This is a genomic window from Lysinibacillus sp. NPDC093712, assembly GCF_050280025.1.
Taxonomy (GTDB): Bacteria; Bacillota; Bacilli; order Bacillales_A; family Planococcaceae; genus Lysinibacillus.
Genome location: NZ_JBNNUU010000008.1, coordinates 1 through 23,509 on the forward strand (window position 1 = coordinate 1; position 23,509 = coordinate 23,509).

Consider the following 23,509-nt stretch of genomic DNA (forward strand, 5'->3'; position numbering starts at 1 on the left):
GCAAAGAGGTCACACCCGTTCCCATACCGAACACGGAAGTTAAGCTCTTTAGCGCCGATGGTAGTTGGGGGCTTCCCCCTGTGAGAGTAGGACATTGCTAGGCAATAAAAAAAGTCAAGGATATATTCCTTGGCTTTTTTGTTTTTTCAATTACTTACAATGTAATATCAATATAGGATATGAAATGCGAGGATAACTTCCTTTGTTGTTTCCACATCTTTCGAATAATCGCAGCGATAGGAATTGTTACAATTTCGTGCATTTTGGATGTGTCAAATCGGGTATAATGGAGTACAAGTAAGGAAGAATAAAAATGACATGCGATTGGAAGGAAGAACGGTTTGGGGAAAAAGCAAATTTGGTATGAAGTAGAAGAAAATGAAACAATTGATCAATGTTTAGAAAGAATGCGTCAGGATGGCTATATGGCGATGGGACGGAAAGAAGAGCCTATCTTTCATCTAGTGAATGGTGAACCAACGTATTTACGTCAAAAAATACAATTTAAAGCGATGTTGTGTCAAGATTCTGAATAAACACGACTTAAAACCGAACAATATTTAATGACCAAAATAAATTGTTCGCATTTTAGCATTGACGCCAGTGTTTGCAATTGTTAAAATGTGATAAGGAAAACAATTAAATCCCCATATATGCTAGAGAATTGGCTCTAGTGTCTCTACCCGGCACCGTAAATGCTGGACTATGCGGGAAAGCAACTTTTGGCATGTTACGGGAAGGTGTGTGTACAGATGTCTAAATCTGCATATTCTTTTCATAATAAGTCCTCAAGTAAGCTGCTTTCACGTGTATTGTAGAGAGTAGCTTATTTGAGGATTTTCTTTGTTCAAAAAGTAAAGAAATGCAGTGACTATTGAATAATAGAGGCTTGCACAATAATCGATCATTTTTCTATCGTTTAAAAGGAGCGACAATTCATGAATCCGAAAATCGGTGTCATTATGGGTAGTTCAAGTGACTGGGAAACTATGAAACATGCGTGTGATATTTTAGATGAATTACAAGTACCGTACGAGAAAAAAGTAGTATCTGCACATCGTACGCCTGATTTAATGTTTGAGTACGCAGAGGCAGCACGTGGGCGAGGTATTCAGGTGATTATTGCAGGTGCTGGTGGTGCGGCGCATTTGCCGGGTATGGTAGCAGCTAAAACAACGTTACCTGTCATTGGAGTGCCTGTACAATCTCGTGCACTTAATGGTCTTGATTCACTCTTATCAATTGTTCAAATGCCAGGTGGTGTACCTGTAGCAACTGTGGCAATTGGAAAAGCAGGTGCGACAAATGCTGGCTTACTTGCAGCGCAAATTTTGTCGACAACAGACGTAGAGCTTGCTAATAAACTAGATGCTAGACGCGAGGCGACGAAGCAACAAGTATTGGAAAGCACAGGTGACTTAGTGTGACAAAAATTATATATCCTGGACAAACGATAGGAATTATCGGAGGAGGACAGCTTGGCCGTATGATGGCACTAGCTGCCAAGGAAGCAGGCTTTAAAATAGCTGTTCTTGAACCGACAATGGATTCACCATGTGGACAGGTTGCAGATATTCGAATTTTGGCACCTTACGATGATGAGGCTGCACTCGAGGAACTTGCCGAAGTCAGTGACGTTATTACGTATGAGTTTGAAAATATCGATTACGAAGGCTTAAAACGTTTAACACAAATGGCTTATGTACCACAAGGAGCAGAATTAGTACGCATTACACAAAACCGTGTGACTGAGAAGGAAGCAATCGTTAAAGCAGGCTGTCCAGTAGCTCCTTATATCGTAGCAAATACATATGAGGAGTTAGTAGCTAGCATTGGCCAGATCAACTACCCATGTATCGTAAAAACTGCAAGAGGTGGTTATGATGGCAAAGGGCAGCAACTTCTAAATTCAGCAGCAGATTTACCATTGGCAAAAGGGCTATTTGCTCATTCACAATGTATTGCTGAAGGTTTCGTACCTTTTGTGAAAGAAGTATCAGTTATTGTACAACGAAACGGTGATGGCGAATTATATTGTCAGCCAGTTGGTGAAAACATTCATGTTCATCATATTTTACACGAAACAATTGTACCAGCTCGTATCCAAGAGGCGACATCACAGGCTGCTGAACAAGAGGCAATAAAAATAGCAGATTACTTAAATCTTGTAGGGACGCTGGCAGTAGAAATGTTTGTTTTAGAAAATGGCGACATAATTATTAATGAACTAGCACCGAGACCTCATAATTCTGGTCACTATTCGATAGAGTCATGTAATATATCACAATTCCATCAGCATATCCGTGCTATTTGTGGTTGGCCACTGCGTAAACCACAACTTTGGGCGCCATCTATAATGGTGAATGTATTAGGGCAGCATGTTATGCCACTTAGTAACTCAATTGCAAAATATCCTGAATGGTCATTACATCTTTATGGGAAAGCTGAAGCTAAGGTGAACCGTAAAATGGGCCACGTAACGATTATGACAAAAGACTTAGAAGCAACACTACAACAAATCGAGAGTTCTGGCATTTGGTCAGAATAGAAGGAGATAAGCGATGATTGAACGTTACACAAGACCTGAGATGGGTGCAATTTGGACAGAACAGAATAAATACCAAGCTTGGTTAGAGGTTGAAATTTTAGCATGTGAGGCTTGGGCAGAGATTGGCGATATTCCAAAAGAAGATGTAGCTAAAATTCGTGAAAATGCTTCATTTGATGTAAATCGTATTTTAGAAATTGAGAAAGAGACACGACACGATGTAGTTGCCTTTACACGTGCTGTATCTGAAACACTAGGCACAGAACGGAAATGGGTGCACTACGGTTTAACTTCAACAGACGTTGTGGACACTGCCCTTTCTTACGTGATTAAACAAGCAAATAATATTTTAAGAAAAGATATTGTGAATTTTATCGATATTATTGCGGCAAAGGCAAAAGAGCATAAACATACCGTTATGATGGGCCGTACACATGGTGTGCATGCGGAACCAACAACATTCGGTTTAAAATTAGGCTTATGGTACGAAGAGATGAAGCGTAACCTAGAACGCTTTGAGGCTGCTGCAACAGTGATTGAAACAGGTAAGATGTCTGGCGCAGTTGGCACATATGCAAATATTGACCCGCGTGTTGAACAATATGTTTGTGATAAATTAGGGCTTGCAGCATCGCCAATTTCAACGCAAACATTACAGCGTGATCGACATGCACAGTATTTAGGTGCTCTTGCATTAATTGCAACATCAATCGAAAAGTTCGCAACTGAAATTCGTGGTTTGCAAAAGTCTGAAACGAGAGAAGTAGAAGAAGCCTTTGCGAAAGGGCAAAAGGGTTCATCTGCTATGCCACATAAACGTAATCCAATCGGCTCTGAAAACATGGTTGGTATGTCACGTTTAATGCGTGGTTACATGGTGACAGCTTATGAAAACGTAGCGTTATGGCATGAGCGTGATATTTCACATTCATCTGCTGAGCGCGTTATTTTACCGGATGCGACAATCACATTGAACTATATGTTAAATCGCTTCGGTAACATCGTGAAAAATTTAACAGTATTCCCTGAAAACATGAAACGTAACATGGGTCGAACATTTGGGCTGATTTACTCTCAACGTATTTTATTAGCACTAATCGATAAAGGATTAGTACGTGAAGAAGCGTATGATACAGTTCAGCCATTAGCGATGCAGGCGTGGGACGAGCAAGTACAATTCCGTACGTTAGTTGATGGAAGTGAAAAAATCACTTCATACTTAACGAAGGAAGAGTTAGATGAGTGCTTTGATTACAACTACCACTTACAGCATGTAGACATGATTTTTGAACGTCTTGGACTTAACTAACCGTATTGAAACGATAGACAGTTAGTGCCACGACGGATGTTACGGGTTTTGAATCTTATCCCAGATTCAAAATCCATAACATCAATACGTCGAGGCGTATTTCATAATAATCTGGGGGAATGACGAAATGACGAAAGACCAACTTTTGTATGAAGGTAAAGCCAAAAAATTATATGCGACAGAAGAGCCTACTATACTTTTAGTAGAATACAAGGATAGTGCAACTGCATTTAATGGTGAGAAAAAAGAAGAGATTGAAGGCAAAGGCGTGTTAAATAACCGCATTACTTCCTTAATTTTCGGAAAATTAAAAGCTAACGGAATTGCGTCACATTTCGTAAAACAATTGTCTGCTACAGAACAACTAGTGAAAAAGGTTGATATTATTCCAATTGAGGTTGTCGTACGTAACATTGCGGCAGGTAGCTTAGCAAAACGTCTTGGCTTTGAAGAAGGCACACCATTAAAACGCCCAATCGTTGAATTTTATTATAAGGATGATACGTTAGGCGATCCATTTATTACAACTGAGCATATTGATGTACTTGACTTAGCAACAGCAGAAGAAGTAACAGCAATGTATGATGGTGCATTAGCAGTTAATAAAGTACTGCAACCGATTTTCGCTGATGTAGATGTCACGCTAATTGACTTCAAACTGGAATTTGGCCGTGACACAAACGGAGATGTTCTACTGGCAGATGAAATTTCACCAGATACGTGCAGACTTTGGGATACAAAGACAAAGCAAAAGTTGGACAAAGATGTCTTTCGTCGAGACCTTGGTAATTTAACTGAAGTATATACTATTATTCTTTCTAGACTCGGAGGCAAATAACAATGAAAAAAGTTAAAATTTACGTAACATTACGTGAGAGTATTCTAGACCCACAAGGTTCAGCAGTACAAGGTTCTTTAGCAAAAATGGGCTATGGTGAAGTAGAAGATTTACGTATCGGTAAATATCTTGAACTAACTGTTGGAGATTCAGCACGTGATATAGATACTCTAGTTAAAGAAATGTGTGAAAAAGTTTTAACAAATGTAGTAATTGAGGACTACCGTTACGAAGTCGAGGAGGCTAACTAATCATGAAATTCGCAGTACTCGTATTCCCTGGGTCAAACTGTGACATCGATATGTATCATGCGATTAAAGACGAACTAGGTGAAGAAGTAGAATATGTATGGCACACAGAATCAGATTTAAGTGGCTTTGACGGTATTTTAGTACCTGGAGGTTTCTCTTACGGCGACTACTTACGTTGTGGCGCTATGGCAAACCAATCAAACATTATGGCTGAAGTTAAAAAAGCAGCAGATGCTGGTAAGCCCGTATTAGGCGTTTGTAACGGGTTCCAAATTCTTACTGAGGCAGGATTATTGCCAGGTGCTTTACTTCGCAATAAAAATCTTAAATTCATGTGTCGTACTATACAGCTTAAAGTTGAAAACAACAATACATTATTCACAAATCAATATGAGCAAGGTCAAGTAATTAATATTCCAATCGCACACGGTGAAGGCAACTACTACTGTGATGAGGAAACATTACAAAAACTAAAAGATAACAATCAAATCGTGTTCACATACTCAGGAGAAAATCCAAACGGTTCTTTAGAAGATATCGCAGGGATTATTAACGAGCGCGGAAATGTATTAGGAATGATGCCTCACCCAGAAAGAGCTGTCGATACACTAGTGGGCGGAGCAGACGGTCTAGCAGTATTTAAATCAATTGTGAAGCAGTGGAGGGAAAATCATGTCAACAACTAAGTTTGAGCCAACAGCACAGCAAATTAAAGATGAAAAGCTATACGCTGGAATGGGGATGTCAGACGAAGAATTTGCAATGGTAGAAGGTATTTTAGGCCGTCTACCAAACTGGACAGAGACAGGGCTTTTCTCAGTAATGTGGTCTGAACACTGCTCATACAAAAATTCGAAACCAGTTTTAAGTAAATTCCCTACAAAGGGACCTCAAGTATTACAAGGTCCTGGTGAAGGTGCAGGTATTGTAGATATTGGTGACGAGCAAGCAGTTGTATTTAAAATGGAATCACATAACCATCCTTCAGCAATCGAGCCTTATCAAGGTGCAGCAACAGGTGTAGGCGGCATTATTCGTGACGTTTTCTCAATGGGTGCACGTCCAATCGCGATGTTAAATTCACTACGCTTTGGTGAGTTGAAATCAGCACGTGGTAAATATTTATTTGAAGAAGTTGTTGCAGGTATTGCTGGATATGGTAACTGTATTGGAATTCCAACGGTTGGTGGTGAAATTCAATTCGACCCTTGCTACGAAGGAAATCCACTAGTGAACGCAATGTGTGTTGGTTTAATTGACCACAAAGATATTCAACGCGGTATTGCCGCAGGTGTAGGAAATACAGTTATGTACGTAGGTGCAAAAACTGGTCGTGATGGAATTCATGGTGCGACATTTGCATCTGAAGAATTAACAGAGGAATCAGAAAATCAACGTCCAGCTGTGCAAGTAGGGGACCCATTTATGGAAAAACTACTACTTGAAGCTTGCTTAGAAGTTGTAAAATCGGATGCTCTAGTTGGTATTCAGGATATGGGTGCTGCGGGTCTTACTTCTTCTTCAGCAGAGATGGCTTCTAAAGCTGGATCTGGTGTAGAAATGAACCTAGATTTAGTACCTCAACGTGAAACAGGCATGACTGCTTACGAGATGATGCTATCCGAATCACAAGAGCGTATGTTATTAGTTGTGAAAAAAGGTCGCGAAGATGAAATTAAAGCGATATTCGATAAATATGATTTAGATGCAGTCGCTATTGGTGTCGTTACAGACGATAAAATGCTTCGTTTACTTCACAACGGTGAAGTTGTAGCGAATGTACCAGCGGATGCACTTGCAGAAGATGCGCCAGTTTACCATAAGCCTTCTGCTGAGCCTGCATACTATGCACAATTCCAAGCAATCGACAACACTGAGCCAGCTATAACAGATTACAAAGAAACATTAAACGCGCTTTTAAAAGCACCTACAATTGCTTCGAAAGAATGGGTTTATGATCAATATGATTATCAAGTACGTACATCAACAGTTGTGGCACCTGGTTCAGATGCTGCTGTTATTCGTGTGCGTGGTACAAACAAAGGTCTTGCGATGACAACAGACTGTAACTCTCGCTACATTTATCTTGATCCTGAAGTGGGCGGTGCCATTGCAGTAGCAGAAGCGGCTCGTAACATTGTAGCAACGGGTGGTACACCACTTGCCATTACAGACTGCTTAAACTTCGGTAATCCAGAGAAGCCAGAAATCTTCTGGCAAATTGAAAAATCTGCTGATGGTATTTCTGCTGCTTGTACAGCATTAAATGCACCAGTAATCGGTGGTAACGTTTCACTTTACAATGAACGTTCAGGAGAAGCTGTTTATCCAACACCAACAATTGGTATGGTAGGACTAATAGAAGATTTAGCACATGTAACAACGCAAGATGTTAAAGCGACTGGTGATGTCGTATTCGTTATTGGTGAAACGAAAACTGAATTCGGTGGCTCTGAGCTTCAAAAATTAATAAATAATGGTGTAATCTCAGGAAAAGCACCAGCTATAGACTTAGCTGTGGAGGCAGCCCGCCAACAAGCATTGCTAAAAGCGATTAAAGCGGGACTTGTACAATCTGCGCATGACGTAGCAGAGGGTGGACTTGCTGTAGCACTAGCAGAAACTACTTTTGGTGCGCAAGGTCTTGGTATTGATGTAACGTTAACAGGTTCTGCAACAACGGTTCTATTTAGTGAAACACAATCCCGCTTTGTTGTAACTGTTAAAGAAGAAAATGCAGCTGCATTTGTAGAAACAGTAGAAGGTGCACTGAAAATCGGTGTCGTAACGAACGATGCGCTTGTTAAAATCAACGGGGACAACGGTGTGCTTGTAGAAGGTACAGTGGAGGAATTCCGTTCTAATTGGAAAGGAGCAATCCCATGCTTGCTGAACTCAGAGGCTTAAACGAAGAATGTGGGGTGTTTGGTATTTGGGGTAATCCAAGTCCAGCACACCTTAGTTATTACGGGCTTCATGCTCTTCAACACCGTGGACAAGAAGGTGCTGGTATCGTCGTTTCTGACGGTCTTCACCTTCGCGCGGTGAAAGGCGAAGGATTAGTGAATGATGTTTTCAATGAAGAGAAGTTAAAGGCAGTGGACGGAAAAGCGGCAATTGCGCATGTTCGTTATACGACTGCTGGTGGTGGCGGTATCGAAAATGTACAGCCATTACTATTTCATTCATCTACAGGTAGCCTTTCAATTGCTCATAACGGTAACTTAGTCAATGCGACACACTTAAAGCAATATTTAGAGCGTCAAGGTAGTATTTTTCACTCTAGCTCAGATACAGAAGTGTTAGCGCATCTTATTAAGAAAAGCTCGCATTCACCATTCCGAGCGAAGGTGAAAAATGCCCTGTCATTACTAAAGGGTGCGTATTCGTTCTTAATTATGACAAAAGATGAAATGCTTGTTGCACGTGATCCACATGGTTTACGTCCATTGTCTCTTGGAAAACTAGGAGATGGTTGGGTTGTTGCTTCTGAAACTTGTGCGTTTGATTTAATAGGGGCAGAGTTTGTTCGTTCTGTGGAACCAGGGGAATTATTAATTATAAACGATGAGGGCGTAAAATCTGACCGTTTTGCTAATATGGAAAATCGCGCAATGTGTGCGATGGAATATGTATACTTAGCACGTCCAGATTCTGATATTGACGGTATTAATGTGCATATGGCACGTAAACGTATGGGGAAACAACTTGCACGTGAATGTGCACATATTGAAGCGGATGTCGTAACAGGTGTACCTGATTCAAGTATTTCTGCAGCAATTGGCTTTGCTGAAGAAAGTGGTATTCCGTATGAGTTAGGTTTAATTAAAAATCGTTATGTTGGCCGTACGTTTATTCAACCGACGCAAGAATTACGTGAACGCGGTGTAAAAATGAAGCTTTCACCTGTTGTTCAAGTTGTCAAAGGAAAACGCGTTGTGATGGTGGATGATTCAATTGTTCGCGGTACAACATCACGTCGTATTGTCAAAATGCTAAAAGATGCAGGTGCAGCTGAGGTGCATGTAGTGATTTCTTCTCCGCCAATGACTGACCCTTGTTATTATGGTATTGATACTTCGACACATGAAGAACTTATCGCTTCGAGTCATAGTGTAGAAGAAATCCGAGATGCGATTGGTGCTGATTCAATAACATTCCTTTCAGTTGAAGGTATGGTAGAAACGATAGCACGTCCATTTGAAGATGAGAACAAAGGTCTTTGCCTAGCATGCTTTACAAGCAAATACCCAACTGAAATTTTCCCAGATACAATCTTACCACATGAAAAAGAACTTTTACGCTAAGTGTATGTTAATGGATGAAACCTTGTCCGACTGCCCACAGTTATTTGGTGGGTATTCGCTGAAGGTGGAATAACATTGAGTAAGGATTACAATTCCTCACTGAATGTTGAACATGCATATGTCCTCTACTTTTAAAAGTAATGGACTGCTGCGTAAATAATTTAAAGGAGGATCTCTGCATGTCAAAGGCATATGAACAAGCAGGTGTAAATATTGAAGCAGGCTACGAAGCTGTAAAACGAATGAAGTCTCACGTTGAACGTACAAATCGACTAGGTGTGATGGGTACGTTTGGTGGCTTTGGTGGTATGTTTGACTTGTCAGAACTAAATCTTAAAGAACCTGTTCTAATTTCAGGTACAGATGGTGTTGGGACAAAATTAAAATTAGCATTTATGGTAGACAAGCACGATACAATTGGCGTGGACTGTGTTGCTATGTGTGTAAACGATATCGTAGCACAAGGTGCAGAGCCACTTTACTTTTTAGATTATGTGGCACTTGGTAAAGCAGAGCCAGCAAAAATCGAACAAATCGTGAAAGGTGTTGCAGATGGCTGCGTACAATCTGGTGCTGCTTTAATCGGTGGTGAGACTGCTGAGATGCCAGGCCTTTATGAAGAAGATGAGTATGATTTAGCAGGATTCGCTGTAGGCGCTTGTGAAAAATCGGCAATCGTAACAGGTGAAAATATCGTCGAAGGTGACGTGCTTGTTGGATTAGCTTCAAGTGGTGTCCATTCAAACGGCTATTCATTAGTACGTAAAATTGTTTTCGCTGACAACGGCTATGCAGTAGATGCAGTTGTTGAAGGCTTCGAAGATTTAGGTCCAATCGGTGAAGCTCTTCTAGTACCGACTAAATTATATGCAAAACCAGTACTTGCAGCATTAAAAGCAGCTGACGTTCATGGTTGCGCACACGTAACAGGTGGCGGCTTCTATGAAAACCTTCCACGTATGATGCCAGAGGGCTTAGCAACAGAAATTGACTTAGGTTCTTGGCCAGTTCTTCGTATTTTCGAATTTTTAAAGGAAAAGGGTCAGCTTGAGGACAAAGATTTATACAATGTTTTCAATATGGGTATTGGTTTTGTGTTGGCTGTACCAGCAGCAGAGGCAGATAAAGTAATTGCTACAGCACAAGCGAATGGTGAAAAAGCGTACAAAATCGGTCGCGTTGTGAAAGGCGAGGGTGTTGTATTTAACGGCTCACATGATGGGAGCTTAGTGTAATGACTGCACCAGTTAAAATTGCCGTATTTGCTTCAGGGAGCGGCAGTAATTTTCAAGCTATACAAGAAGCGATTGAACGTGGAGAATTACATGCAAAGGTTGAGCTTGTTGTAACAGATAAGCCCACTGCATTTGTCGTTACACGTGCTAAACAATTTGGCATCCCAGTACTAGCTTTGAGCCCGAAACAATTTGCCTCGAAAGTAGAATACGAGACTGCTATTATTGAAGCTTTACGTGAATGTGGTGTGCAGTGGATTGTCCTAGCAGGGTATATGCGTTTAATTAGTGAGGTGCTATTGGCGGCATATCCACAACGTATTGTTAATATCCACCCTTCACTATTACCATCATTCCCAGGAAAAGATGCGATTGGCCAAGCAATAGAGCACGGTGTTAAGGTGACCGGTGTTACGGTGCATTTTGTTGATGAAGGCATGGATACAGGGCCTATTATTGCGCAAGCCGCTGTTGAAGTTATCGAAGGGGATCGCGAGGCAACTGAAACTGCTATTCATAAAGAAGAGCATGTACTATATACAAAGGCATTACAGCAATTATTAAAGTAGATTGGTAGGTAGTTAGGTCTGGCTTATTGTAACGGGGAACGCTAATTACCCGTAAGATTCGATCAATTCATGATGAACTCCGCTCAAGTAGAACGAGTCGTTCAATTAGCACCTAACTCCGCTAAATCAAGTTGGCTAGATATTTTCGTGGCTAAACACGAGACAAATTAGGAGGATTTCGTTGTGACAAAACGTGCATTAATCAGTGTTTCCAATAAAGATGGTATTTTAGAATTTGCAAAAGAATTAGTGGCATTAGGTTATGAAATTTTATCAACTGGTGGTACAAAAAAAATGTTACAGGACAATGATGTCGCAGTAACAGCAGTGGATGAAGTAACAAAATTCCCAGAAATTTTAGATGGTCGTGTAAAAACGTTAAATCCAATGATTCACGGTGGACTATTAGGGAAATTTGATGATGCTTCTCATCAAGCACAAATGAATGAGCACGGCATTGAACCAATTGAAATTGTATGTGTTAATCTTTATCCGTTCGTTGAAACAATTTCAAAGCCTAATGTAACATGGGATGATGCCATCGAGAATATTGATATTGGTGGGCCAACTATGCTACGTTCTGCTGCTAAAAACCATCAATACGTAACAGTTATTGTAGATAGCAATGACTATGCAACAGTATTAGAAGAACTAAAAGCAACTGGCGCTACAACAATTGAAACACGTCGTAAGCTAGCGGCAAAAGTCTTCCGTCACACAGCAGCTTATGATTCTTATATTTCGAATCATTTAACTGAAGAAGCATTCCCTGAAAGCTTAACGCTTACTTACGAGTTAAAACAAAACTTACGTTATGGCGAAAATCCTCATCAAAAAGCAGCCTTTTATCAAAAACGCCTGGGCTCTGATTTCTCATTGGCGTATGCAACGCAACTGCACGGAAAAGAATTATCATATAATAACATCCAAGATGGAAACGCGGCACTTCAAATCGTAAAAGAGTTTGAAATGCCAGCAGCCGTAGCTGTGAAGCATATGAATCCTTGTGGTGTTGGGACAGGTGTAACACTAGAAGAAGCTTTTGATAAAGCATATGCAGCTGATTCTACGTCAATTTTCGGTGGTATTATTGCATTAAATCAGGAAGTAGATGCGGCTACTGCAGAAAAGTTAAGCCATATTTTCTTAGAAATTATTATTGCACCTGCTTTCTCTCAAGAAGCATTAGACATTTTAACACAAAAGAAAAATATTCGATTACTAACAATTCCATTTGAGCAAGCTAAAAAAGATCAATTTAACGTTGTTTCTGTTGAAGGTGGTTTACTTGTACAAGAGCCAGATAGCTATGGCTTTGCAGACGCTGACATTAAAGTAGTAACAGACAGAGAACCGACTCATGAAGAGTGGGAAGCATTACAACTTGGTTGGTCTGTAGTTAAACATGTAAAATCAAATGCAATCGTTGTAACTGATTCGCAAATGACATTGGGTGTTGGTGCTGGCCAAATGAACCGAGTAGGTGCCGCAAAAATCGCTTTCGAGCAAGCGGGTGATAAGGCGAAAGGTGCTTCACTAGCATCTGATGCATTCTTCCCTATGAGTGATACTGTGGAGGCTGCACATGCGGCAGGTATTACAGCAATTATTCAACCAGGCGGCTCTATTAAAGACCAAGATTCGATTGATAAAGCCAATGAATACGGCATTGCTATGGTGTTTACAGGTGTACGTCACTTCAAGCATTAATAATCGATATGCAGTAATAAACAAATAGTCAAAAAACAAAGGGTCTGTCCTAATAGAAAAAATAGTATACTGGACGTGTTTCTAGTATGCTATTTTTTCATATCCAAGTACAAGTCGACTAAAGCAGAAGCTGCATAAGACAGTAAGACGCACTAAACAGCAAGTAACGAATACTGTGCGGCAGAAAGCGAAGTGGACTTTGCTAGAAAGAAGTGGGAGCGATATATGAGACAGTCCTTACCTTTAAAGAGGAGGATTCACTAATTATGAACGTATTAGTAATAGGAAGTGGCGGTCGTGAGCATGCAATTGCCAAACAATTTAGCATTTCTCCGTCCGTAGAGAAAGTATTCGTTGCGCCAGGTAACGATGGTATGCGAGAAGATGTAGAGGTTGTTGCTATTGATACAATGGACTTTGCAGGTCTTGCACAATTTGCAAAAGAAAATGCAGTAGATTTAACATTTGTTGGTCCAGAGCAACCACTAGCAGAAGGAATCGTGGATTTCTTTACACATCGTGGTCTACGCGTATTTGGTCCGACGAAGGCAGCAGCACAAATTGAAAGTAGCAAATCATATGCGAAAGATATTATGAATAAATATAATATCCCAACAGCAACCCACGAGACGTTTACAGAAGCAGAAAAGGCGATTCACTATATTAAAGCACAAGGAGCACCAATCGTTATTAAAGCAGACGGCTTAGCGGCTGGTAAAGGTGTTGTTGTAGCAATGACGGAAGAAGAAGCGATTGAAGCAGTGCAAGATATGATTGGTAATCAACGTTTCGGCGAATCTTCATCTCGTGTTGTCATTGAAGAATTCCTTGATGGTGAAGAGTTCTCCTTTATGTCCTTTGTTCACAAGGGTCAAATTTATCCGATGGTCATTGCACAAGATCATAAACGTGCATATGACGGCGATAAAGGACCAAATACTGGCGGAATGGGTGCCTATTCACCTGTACCACAAATTTCACAGGATATAGTAGATGTAGCGTATCAAACAGTTGTTGAACCTACTGTTAAAGGCATGGAAGCAGATGGAGTATCCTTTACTGGGATTTTATATGCAGGTCTTATTTTAACGAAAAATGGCCCTAAAGTAATTGAGTTCAATGCCCGCTTTGGTGACCCAGAAACACAGGTCGTATTACCACGCATGAAATCCGATTTCGGAGCGTTTATGAGCGCATTAATGGATGAAAAACCATTTGATTTGCAATGGTCAAACGAAGCTATGTTAGGTGTTGTCATTGCTGCTGAAGGCTATCCTGGTGATGTAGTAAAAGGAAATGCTTTACCGAACTTAGAAGCATTATCTGCATCACATGCAGTCTACCATGCAGGTACGAAGCATGTAAATGGAACGTTTGTAGGGAATGGTGGGCGAGTTTTACTTGTTGCTGCTAAAGCATCTTCTTTACAGGAAGCACAAGAAAAAGTTTATGCTGGTATCGCAACAGCAGAATGGGATAATTTTTTCTACCGCAAAGATATCGGCTGGCGTACATTTAAATAACAGTTTTACCATAAGTAATTATTTTTCATAGACATATCATTTCTCTAAAAAAGTAAGGAGCCGTCTCATGTTGATTGAGACGGCTTCTTTGACTAAGAAGGATTTTGTGCTTTATTTGTAGAATTTTTACTGTCCGAGGAATTTTGTGTTGAAGTGCTGGTGTCAGATGAATTAAAACTTGCTGTCATCTTTGACGAATTTCCAGTAATAGCAGAGGAGAAATCCTTCATTAGCTTATTGATTTGTTCAGAAGACATAGGATTTTGTTCAGAAGACATAGAATTCTGTCCGGAAGACATAGAATTTTGTCCACTGAACATACTTTGCATAGAGGTGTTCATGGCATTTTCCACATTTGTGTTCAACATTGCCTTCGAAGGACAATATTTAAAAATACCTTCAGCCATTTTCATGGCTCCTAATGCAATCATAAGTCGTCCTTTCATACAGCTAGGATTTCTAGATACCTTAGCGATACCAAACGCCGTCATACTTGTCCCAAGGGCAAAGCGGCAAAAGGCATTTTTATCACTTAAATTTGCTTGTTGCATCATATAATTTCCTCCTTTAGTCATAGTGGAAAAAATAAAGCGGGGTGCACTTTGCTTTATGAAAGTGCTGTGTTACGATTGAAACAAGATGATTGCATAAAGCAGCATTATTTTATCGTCTTTTAGTAAAGAGGATATATGGCACGGATTTTGAAAGGCGTCAACTAACGAGTCCTATTCAAAATGCGAATCATTACGCAAAAGGCGCAATGAAAACAAATAAGCGCTTATGCAATAGTAGTATGTGAATTCAAGTAGGATTTACACAATGAAATTTTACGCAAATTAGGAAGGAGCGATTTACATGGATCCGACATGGAGAATTTCGCAATTGCGTCAACATATAGCTGTTATAGATGGCAAAAAATCGCCTAATATTGTCTTAAAAAATGCGCGTTATTTACATAGCATGTTAAAGCAATGGGTGGTAGGAAATATTTGGGTTTCAGAAGACCGTATTGTTTATGCGGGGGATAGAATGCCACCTTTAATAGAAGGCACAGAAATTGTTGATTGTACAAATAAAACGATTGTTCCAGGTTATATTGAACCTCATGTTCATCCGTTCCAGTTGTACCATCCACAGTCCTTTGCTGATTTTTGTGGGCAACTAGGTACTACCGCTTTTATCTCAGATAATTTAAGTTTTGTATTATCTTTAGACAACAAGAAAGCGTTTTCAATATTAGATGAGTTAAAGAAGTTACCGTTCTCTTTTTATTGGTGGGCGCGGTTTGACTCACAGACTGAAATGGAACAGGAAGAAGAAATTTTTTCAAATACTTCTATTTTAGAATGGTTACAACGTGATGATGTATTGTTAGGTGGCGAGCTAACTGGTTGGCCAAAATTATTGCATGGTGATGATTTAATGTTGTATCGCATGCAAATGGCTAAGGCGCATGGCAAAAAGATTGAAGGCCACTTCCCAGGTGCTTCAGAACGCACTTTAGCGCGTATGAAATTACTTGGTGCAGATGGCGACCATGAGGCGATGACGGTGGAAGAAGTAGAGCGACGGATTATGCAAGGATTTGCAGTAACGCTTCGTCATTCTTCGATTCGTCCTGATTTACCTAATCTATTAAAAGGAATCGTAGAAAAACAACTACCTATTTTCGATCATCTCATGATGACAACTGATGGCTCAACGCCTTCATTCCATCAAGATGGCGTAATGGATAAATGTATTCAAGTCGCTTTAGATGCAGGCGTCTCACCAATAGATGCTTACCAAATGGCATCATATAATGTTGCGCGTTATTACAATATGTCAAACTTACATGGCTTTATTGCAACTGGTCGCTTTGCCTCTCTTAATATTTTGCAAGATGAATGGCATCCAGTTCCAGAAAGTGTACTGTCCAAAGGTGTTTGGTTAAAACGTGATGGCGAACGAGTGCATCGCTTTAATGCAATCGACTATAAAGCAATTCCATCATTCGAATTGGATTTTTCACTAACTTCCCATGACTTCCAATTTTCAATGCCATTTGGGATTGAATTAGTAAATGATGTTATTACGAAACCTTATAATTCGTTAATCACTAGAGAAGGACAGCTTGCAAACCATGATGAAAGCTATTTAATGCTCATTAACCGAAGTGGAAACTGGCATGTTAATACGATGATTAAAGGATTTGCAACAAGTGTTCAAGGCTTTGCATCGTCCTATTCAAACACTGGGGATATTTTGCTTATCGGGAAAAATAAAGACGATATGCTTAAAGCGTTTGAAGAGATGAAGGCTTTGCGTGGAGGTATTGTCCTTGTAGAAAAAGGAGAAGTAGTAGCATCCATTCCACTAACAATCGGTGGTCTTCTATATCAAGGAGATGTGGAGGAGCTTACAGTAAAAGAGCTTGCCTTAAAGCAAGCATTAGCAGAACGTGGCTATCGTCTAGGCGACGCTATTTATACTTTACTATTTTTACAATCAACGCATTTACCGTATATTCGAATTACACCTAAAGGAATTTTCGATGTAATGAAGAATAAATTATTATTACCTGCAGTTATGCGTTAGGTGTAGTAGCACATTTTTTGTAGCGCCAGAGCAACAGCATACACTTTTACATCGAGGCGGTATTGACTAAAGGAGAGTAATGCAAGTGTTGAAATCAAAGAAACTATTAGTTGGCCTAGCATTTAGCGCCTTGTTTATCGGCGGATGTTCTAAAGATGCCTCTGAACCAGAAGAGGACGTAACTAAAATAGATGATGAACCAGCTATTGAAGAGCCTGTGAAGGAAGAAACAATTGTGGCCCCATTAACGGGAGAGGCTGTAAAAGAAGAAGTGACGCAACGTCCAATTATTGTGACTGTTAACAATCATCCTGCTGCTCGTCCTCAATCAGGATTGGCAGCAGCAGATATTATTTACGAAATGCTAGCAGAAGGAAATGTCACTCGTTTACTAGCAGTCTATCAAAGCGAATTACCAGAAACTATTGGACCGGTACGAAGTGCACGTTCTTATTTTATTGATATGGCAAAAGGCTTTGGCGCATTTTATGTAGCACACGGCTACAGTCCAGAGGCGAAAACGATGCTAAGCAATAATGTCGTGGATAATATTAATGGGATGAATTATGATGGCACACTATTTAAACGTTCTAACGATCGTGTAGCCCCACATAATTCCTATATAACTTCTGAAAATATATTAAATGGTGCTGAAAAAGTAGGCGCTTCAATGAATTACAGTGAAAAAGTGCATCAGGCTTTTTATGAACCCGATGAACGTGGTAAAATAGGCGTTGAAACAAGTCAAGTTGACATTTACTATGGGAATAGTAATTCTTTCCACAACACCTATGTATATGATCATCAAACAAATCGTTATGGACGACAATCGGCAGGCGTAGAAACAAAGGATATGTTGACAGGTGAAGCATTAACATTTGCAAATGTTTTATTTTTTGAAATGAAGCATCAAACAATTGATGATGTAGGCCGCCAAGATATTGACTTAACCTCTGGTGGAAATGCATATGTATTTCAAAATGGTTATTTAAGAGAAGTGAAATGGGCTAATATCGATGGATTACCAACGGCTGTCGAAGAGACTGGTGAACTTGTGAAGCTAGTTCCAGGAAAGACATGGGTTCATTTCGTACCAGCTTCACCAGGGTTAGAAGCAATGGTGAAAACGCAACCTTAAGAGGGAGGAAAACTGCATGCAAATCGAAAAAATTCGAGGGCATCAAACAGATCAGTTATTTAAAGCAGTATTAGAACTGAAGGACATTGAAGAATGCTATAAATTTTTTGATGATTTATGTACGATTAGTGAGATTCAATCGCTAGCACAACGATTTGAGGTAGCACATTTATTACGTTTAAAGAAAACCTATGAATCCATTAAAAAGGAGACTGGGGCAAGTACAGCAACGATTTCTCGTGTACGTCGATGCTTTGATTATGGAAATGATACATATGATGAAATGTTAGGTCGTTTGTATCCAGATGAAAAGCCATTCCAAGCACCAAAAGAATAGTAGATAAGAGGCTGGGTAGAGTTTCTGCTCAGCTTTTTTATTTTTTTGTCGAGAGTCATAAGCTATACTTGTAAACGAGTAGATAGAAAATGATAGGTGGTAAAATAGATGGATTATTTACAGTGGAGACATGTGTTCAAGCTAGATCCAGCAAAGGATATATCGGATGAAGCATTAGAAAAAATTTGTGAATCTGGAACAGATGTCATTTTAGTTGGTGGAACAGATGGGGTAACATTAGATGGTGTATTAGATTTACTTGTCCGCGTACGTCGCTTTGAAGTACCAATAGCGCTGGAAATTTCAACGATTGATGCAGTAACACCTGGCTATGACTATTATTTCATTCCAACAGTGTTAAATAGTGATGACCCAAAATGGATTAAAAATTTGCATCATGAGGCGATTAAAGAATACGGAGATATCATGGTGTGGGATGAGTTAGTCGCTGAAGGTTATTGTATTTTAAATCCAAATTGTAAAGTTGCAGAAGTAACACAAGCAAAGACAGATTTATCAGTGGATGATGTTGTTGCTTATGCGCGCATGGCTGAAAATTTCTTTAAGCTACCTGTATTTTATTTAGAATATAGCGGTGAATATGGCGACATTGATATGGTACGTGCTGTGAAAAATGAATTGCAAAATACAAAGCTATTTTACGGTGGTGGCATAACTTCTACAAAGCAAGCTGCAGAAATGGCACAGTTTGCTGATACGGTCGTTGTAGGGAATATTATTTATGAAGATTTAAAAGCTGCACTTGCGACTGTTAAGGCCGTAAAAAATGCGATATAATTAGGAACAAACGTTTGTAAGGTGGTGCGAAATGGAGCATTTAACAAAAAACTTATTAGTAGGCATGAACCCTGAACAGGAAAAAGCAGTGAAAACAACAGAAGGGCCATTACTAATTATGGCAGGTGCTGGTTCGGGAAAAACAAGAGTATTAACGCATCGTATTGCGTATTTAATCATAGAAAAAGAAATATACCCTTCGAAGATTTTAGCCATTACGTTCACGAATAAAGCAGCTCGTGAAATGCGTGAGCGTATAGATGGTATTCTCGGAAATGGTACTGGCGACAGCATGTGGGTATCAACCTTTCACTCGATGTGTGTACGCATTTTACGACGTAATATTGAGCAGCTTGGCATCTCGCGCAATTTCTCGATTTTAGATTCTACTGACCAACTTTCTGTCATAAAAAATGTCTTGAAGGATGAAAATATTGACCCTAAGCGTTTTGAACCTCGTGCAATCTTAAATGCAATCAGCTCAGCAAAAAATGAATGCATAACTGCCGATGAATATGCAGGGCAAATTAATGAACAAAATCCTTATGAAAAAACGGTTGCTCGTGTTTATAAAGGATATGAAAAAAGGTTACGTCGCAATCAGTCCCTTGATTTTGATGATTTGATTATGACGACGATTACATTATTTAAGCGAGTACCTGAAGTGCTTGAATTTTATCAAAATAAATTTCAATATATCCATGTGGATGAATACCAAGATACGAATAAATCCCAATACTTACTCGTGCAATTACTAGCGAAGAAATTTAAAAATATTTGCGTAGTAGGGGATTCGGATCAATCAATTTATCGTTGGCGTGGCGCAGATATTGGGAACATCCTGTCTTTTGAAAAGGATTATCCGAATGCAAACGTCATCATGCTAGAGCAAAATTATCGCTCAACAAAACGCATCCTTCAAGCTGCAAATGACGTCATTCAAAATAACACAAGCCGTTACCCAAAAGAGCTGCGCACAGAAAATGTACATGGTGAAAAGATTGCTTTGTACAAAGCTTATAATGAGCAGGAAGAAGCACAGTTTGTCGTACAAACGATTCAACAGTTGATGGAAAAGGAAAATCGTTCATTTGATGACTTTGCCATTTTATATCGTACGAATGCACAGTCTCGTGTAATGGAGGAAGTGTTAGTTAAGTCTAATATGGCTTATCAAATTGTCGGCGGTACAAAGTTCTATGATCGTAAAGAAATAAAGGATTTATTAGCCTATTTGCGTCTCATTGCGAACAATGACGATGATTTATCGCTTGCGCGTATTATCAATGAACCGAAGCGTAGTATTGGTGCAACCTCATTCGAAAAAATGGCACGCTATGCAATCAATCAGGATCGCTCTATTTTTGATGCAATGAATGATCTTTTGTTTATGGGATTAACAGGAAAAGCTGCTGCTTCAGCAGAACATTTTTATGCGATGATTAAAGGCTTCACTGAAATGCAAAATTACTTGTCCGTAACGGAAATCGTAGAGCAAGTTATTGAGAAATCAGGCTATCGAGCGATGCTACAAAATGAAAAGAGCATTGAAGCGGAAAGTCGTTTAGAGAATATTGAAGAATTTTTATCTGTGACAAAAGCGTTTGAAGAACGTAGTGAAGATAAGAGCTTAATTTCCTTCCTGACAGATTTAGCTTTAATTGCAGATATTGATGCGCTTGATAAAGAAGATGCATCTAAAGGCAATATCATTTTAATGACGATGCATGCTGCTAAAGGGTTAGAGTTCCCTATAGTTTTCATTATTGGTATGGAAGAAAATATTTTCCCACATTCTCGTTCTCTTGATGATAATGATGAAATGGAAGAGGAACGACGCCTCGCATATGTCGGCATAACACGTGCAGAGGAACGGTTGTATTTAACATGTGCGCAATCTCGAACGATTTTTGGTCGTTCAAGCTTTAACAATGCTTCCCGTTTCTTACGTGAAATTTCAGAGGATATTTTAGAATCCATCTCAAAAGGTGGTCCAAAGCCTGAAGTTCCATTTGGCTCAAGTAATCGTTCGGCAAGTGGTTATCAAAAACGGACACTTGGCACGCAACAGCATACACAACCAGCAACGGCACGCCTGCAAGCAACTGGGGGTGACCAATTTGGTTGGAAAGCTGGAGATAAAGCGATTCATAAAAAATGGGGAACAGGTATGGTTGTTAGCGTAAAAGGTGAGGGTGATAGTACAGAACTAGATATCGCTTTTCCACAACCAATCGGTATTAAGCGATTACTAGCGCAATTTGCACCTATTGAAAAAGCGTAAGCGGAGGAACTTAAATGAACGAAATTGAACAGCGCATAGCGGAGTTAAATAAATTATTGCATGAATATGGGCATGCGTATTACGTGCTAGATAATCCTCTTGTTGCAGATAGTGTATATGACCAACTATTACACGAACTCATTGCATTAGAAGAGGCGAATCCTTCACTTATTTATCCTGATTCACCGACACAGCGTGTTGGCGGTGCTATCATAGCGGGATTTAAAAAAGTGACGCACGATTATCCGATGCTAAGTCTGTCCAACGCATTTAATGAAGCGGACTTGCGAGAGTTTGACCGTAAAATTCGTCAAGCAATCGGAGATCACTTTTCTTATGTATGCGAACTAAAAATAGATGGTCTTGCGATTTCTCTTAAATATGAGAATGGTGTTTTTGTCCAAGGAGCAACACGCGGTGATGGTGTGATCGGTGAGGATATAACAGCAAACTTAAAAACAATTCGTGCTGTGCCACTGCGATTAAAAGAACCAATTACGATTGAAGTGCGCGGCGAAGCATATATGCCTAAAAAGTCGTTTGAAAAATTGAATGCACAGCGCGCTGAAAATAGTGAAGAATTATTTGCAAACCCTCGAAATGCTGCTGCAGGCTCATTACGTCAATTAGATCCAAAAATTGCAGCAAGTCGTCAACTATCAACCTTCATTTATGCAATTGGAGGAGATGGTGAAGCGTACGGCATTGATGGGCATGGCGAGATGCTAGATTATTTGGAAGGGCTTGGATTCCCTTCAAATAAAGAACGTCAACGCTGTGCTTCGATTGAAGAGGTTTTGTCCTTTATTGCAACTTGGACAGAAAATCGTCCGAATTTAGCCTATGAAATAGATGGTATTGTAATCAAGGTCGATCGTTTTGCGCAGCAGGATGAACTTGGTTATACAGCAAAAAGTCCACGTTGGGCAATTGCCTACAAATTCCCTGCAGAAGAAGTTGTAACAACGTTGCTTGATATCGATTTAACAGTAGGTCGAACTGGCGTCGTGACACCAACGGCGATTTTAACACCTGTACAAGTAGCGGGAACTACAGTGCAACGAGCATCTTTACACAACGAAGATTTAATTCGTGATAAAGATATTCGAATTGGGGACACAGTCATTATCCGAAAAGCGGGCGATATTATCCCACAAGTAGTTGGTGTATTACTAGAGCAACGCCCGGAGGATTCAATCCCTTATGAAATGCCAGCAAATTGCCCTGTTTGCGATAGTGAGCTTATTCGAATTGAGGGAGAGGTTGCCCTGCGTTGTGTAAATCCAGCATGTTTTGCACAAATTGCTGAGAGCATTAAATACTTTGTTTCCCGTAACGCCATGAACATCGACGGACTTGGTGAAAAGGTTGTTGAGCAGCTGTTGCGTGCAGATTTAATTCATGATGTATCTGATTTATATCAGTTAACAGTAGAGCAGTTAGTCGAGCTAGAACGTATGGGCGAAAAATCAGCTACAAACCTAGTGAATGCTATTCAAGCATCGAAGGACAATTCGATGGAACGTCTACTCATTGGTTTAGGGATACGACATGTTGGCGAGAAGGCGGCAAAGATTGTCTCAGAGCAGTTTGAGACGATGGAAGCGGTGATGGCTGCAACTGAGGAGCAGCTTGTAGCAATTCATGAGATTGGCGATAAAATGGCATCTTCACTCGTAGAGTATTTTGCCAATGAAGATGCACGTGCTGTTATTCAGCGTCTTGCTGAGGCTGGTGTCAATATGACGTATAAAGGTAAAAAGGTAGAGGTAGTCGTAGGTGACAATCCATTTGCAGGCAAGACAATCGTGCTAACTGGTAAACTTGAGCAATTGACACGGAACGATGCAAAGGCGAAAATAGAAGAGTTAGGTGGAATTGTTACAGGAAGTGTCAGTAAAAAAACGGATCTTGTTATTGCAGGTTCGGATGCAGGGTCAAAACTGACAAAGGCAGAACAATTAGGTATTGAAGTTTGGAATGAAGACGACCTAATTGAGCAACTAACTTAAACAATACGTAAAAGATACAGCACTGGCAGATGTTTGCTCTTAAATGAGAGCGGTATAGAAAATTTGTCAAAGG

The 23,509-nt window shown here is 39.9% G+C and carries 20 protein-coding genes, 1 rRNA gene and 1 riboswitch; of the genes, 20 read left to right on the forward strand and 1 reads right to left on the reverse strand.

Translation table 11 applies throughout. From position 1 onward, the window contains the following. The 14 genes from rrf to purD form a co-directional block, all read left to right on the forward strand. A 5S ribosomal RNA gene (gene rrf, locus ACQKNX_RS21005) occupies window positions 1-103 on the forward strand; the annotation flags it as partial. A 238-nt stretch (window positions 104-341) separates the two neighbouring features. After that, entirely contained in the window at window positions 342-536 is a 195-nt protein-coding gene (locus ACQKNX_RS21010; RefSeq protein ID WP_173479661.1) for an NETI motif-containing protein, read from the forward strand. 91 nt (window positions 537-627) lie between these two features. Then, window positions 628-726, forward strand: a riboswitch (purine riboswitch). Between the two features lie 212 nt (window positions 727-938). Further along, window positions 939-1,427 (forward strand): 5-(carboxyamino)imidazole ribonucleotide mutase, encoded by a 489-nt coding sequence (gene purE, locus ACQKNX_RS21015; RefSeq protein WP_340822204.1) that lies wholly within the window; start codon window positions 939-941, stop codon window positions 1,425-1,427. Beyond that, on the forward strand, window positions 1,424-2,548 hold the full coding sequence (gene purK, locus ACQKNX_RS21020; protein ID WP_427430524.1) for a 5-(carboxyamino)imidazole ribonucleotide synthase: 1,125 nt from the start codon (window positions 1,424-1,426) through the stop codon (window positions 2,546-2,548). The genes purE and purK overlap by 4 nt, the downstream gene beginning before the upstream one ends. 13 nt (window positions 2,549-2,561) lie before the next feature. Beyond that, window positions 2,562-3,857 (forward strand): adenylosuccinate lyase, encoded by a 1,296-nt coding sequence (gene purB / locus ACQKNX_RS21025; protein WP_427430525.1) that lies wholly within the window; start codon window positions 2,562-2,564, stop codon window positions 3,855-3,857. Between the two features lie 127 nt (window positions 3,858-3,984). Beyond that, window positions 3,985-4,695 carry a phosphoribosylaminoimidazolesuccinocarboxamide synthase gene (gene purC, locus ACQKNX_RS21030; protein ID WP_427430526.1) on the forward strand — a complete coding sequence of 237 codons (711 nt, stop codon included), beginning with the start codon at window positions 3,985-3,987 and terminating at the stop codon, window positions 4,693-4,695. A 2-nt stretch (window positions 4,696-4,697) separates the two neighbouring features. Continuing rightward, window positions 4,698-4,946: a phosphoribosylformylglycinamidine synthase subunit PurS gene (purS, locus tag ACQKNX_RS21035; protein ID WP_024364458.1), complete on the forward strand. Its 249-nt coding sequence runs from the start codon at window positions 4,698-4,700 to the stop codon at window positions 4,944-4,946. Between the two features lie 2 nt (window positions 4,947-4,948). After that, window positions 4,949-5,632 (forward strand): phosphoribosylformylglycinamidine synthase subunit PurQ, encoded by a 684-nt coding sequence (gene purQ, locus ACQKNX_RS21040; protein WP_173479656.1) that lies wholly within the window; start codon window positions 4,949-4,951, stop codon window positions 5,630-5,632. After that, window positions 5,619-7,853 carry a phosphoribosylformylglycinamidine synthase subunit PurL gene (purL, locus tag ACQKNX_RS21045; RefSeq protein WP_427430527.1) on the forward strand — a complete coding sequence of 745 codons (2,235 nt, stop codon included), beginning with the start codon at window positions 5,619-5,621 and terminating at the stop codon, window positions 7,851-7,853. The genes purQ and purL overlap by 14 nt, the downstream gene beginning before the upstream one ends. Continuing rightward, entirely contained in the window at window positions 7,829-9,253 is a 1,425-nt protein-coding gene (purF, locus tag ACQKNX_RS21050) for an amidophosphoribosyltransferase (protein ID WP_427430528.1), read from the forward strand. Before purL ends, purF begins: the two co-directional genes overlap by 25 nt. A gap of 179 nt (window positions 9,254-9,432) precedes the next feature. Further along, the gene (purM, locus tag ACQKNX_RS21055) at window positions 9,433-10,488 is read left to right on the forward strand and encodes a phosphoribosylformylglycinamidine cyclo-ligase (RefSeq protein ID WP_403057525.1); all 1,056 of its coding nucleotides are present in this window, start codon (window positions 9,433-9,435) and stop codon (window positions 10,486-10,488) included. Then, window positions 10,488-11,057 carry a phosphoribosylglycinamide formyltransferase gene (gene purN, locus ACQKNX_RS21060; RefSeq protein WP_427430529.1) on the forward strand — a complete coding sequence of 190 codons (570 nt, stop codon included), beginning with the start codon at window positions 10,488-10,490 and terminating at the stop codon, window positions 11,055-11,057. Before purM ends, purN begins: the two co-directional genes overlap by 1 nt. Window positions 11,058-11,240: 183 nt before the next feature. Beyond that, the gene (gene purH / locus ACQKNX_RS21065; protein WP_427430530.1) at window positions 11,241-12,767 is read left to right on the forward strand and encodes a bifunctional phosphoribosylaminoimidazolecarboxamide formyltransferase/IMP cyclohydrolase; all 1,527 of its coding nucleotides are present in this window, start codon (window positions 11,241-11,243) and stop codon (window positions 12,765-12,767) included. A gap of 266 nt (window positions 12,768-13,033) precedes the next feature. Further along, window positions 13,034-14,290: a phosphoribosylamine--glycine ligase gene (gene purD, locus ACQKNX_RS21070; protein WP_427430531.1), complete on the forward strand. Its 1,257-nt coding sequence runs from the start codon at window positions 13,034-13,036 to the stop codon at window positions 14,288-14,290. Between the two features lie 92 nt (window positions 14,291-14,382). Here purD and ACQKNX_RS21075 read toward each other — a convergent pair whose 3' ends face one another. Further along, the gene (locus ACQKNX_RS21075) at window positions 14,383-14,844 is read right to left on the reverse strand and encodes a hypothetical protein (protein WP_427430532.1); all 462 of its coding nucleotides are present in this window, start codon (window positions 14,842-14,844) and stop codon (window positions 14,383-14,385) included. Between the two features lie 301 nt (window positions 14,845-15,145). Here ACQKNX_RS21075 and ACQKNX_RS21080 point away from each other — a divergent pair, with 301 nt between their 5' ends. The 6 genes from ACQKNX_RS21080 (at window position 15,146) to ligA (ending at window position 23,436) form a co-directional block, all read left to right on the forward strand. Beyond that, window positions 15,146-16,867: an adenine deaminase C-terminal domain-containing protein gene (locus ACQKNX_RS21080; RefSeq protein ID WP_427430533.1), complete on the forward strand. Its 1,722-nt coding sequence runs from the start codon at window positions 15,146-15,148 to the stop codon at window positions 16,865-16,867. An 85-nt stretch (window positions 16,868-16,952) separates the two neighbouring features. Continuing rightward, complete coding sequence (locus tag ACQKNX_RS21085) at window positions 16,953-18,005, forward strand: DUF3048 domain-containing protein (RefSeq protein WP_427430534.1); 1,053 nt, start codon at window positions 16,953-16,955, stop codon at window positions 18,003-18,005. A 16-nt stretch (window positions 18,006-18,021) separates the two neighbouring features. After that, window positions 18,022-18,342, forward strand: a complete 321-nt coding sequence (locus ACQKNX_RS21090; protein WP_004225717.1) for a YerC/YecD family TrpR-related protein — start codon at window positions 18,022-18,024, stop codon at window positions 18,340-18,342. A gap of 108 nt (window positions 18,343-18,450) precedes the next feature. Next, window positions 18,451-19,140 (forward strand): heptaprenylglyceryl phosphate synthase, encoded by a 690-nt coding sequence (locus tag ACQKNX_RS21095; RefSeq protein ID WP_427430536.1) that lies wholly within the window; start codon window positions 18,451-18,453, stop codon window positions 19,138-19,140. Between the two features lie 31 nt (window positions 19,141-19,171). After that, a complete protein-coding gene (gene pcrA, locus ACQKNX_RS21100) occupies window positions 19,172-21,424 on the forward strand; it encodes a DNA helicase PcrA (RefSeq protein WP_427430537.1) in 2,253 nt (750 codons plus the stop codon). Between the two features lie 14 nt (window positions 21,425-21,438). Beyond that, window positions 21,439-23,436: an NAD-dependent DNA ligase LigA gene (gene ligA / locus ACQKNX_RS21105; RefSeq protein WP_427430538.1), complete on the forward strand. Its 1,998-nt coding sequence runs from the start codon at window positions 21,439-21,441 to the stop codon at window positions 23,434-23,436. Window positions 23,437-23,509 lie beyond the last annotated feature (73 nt).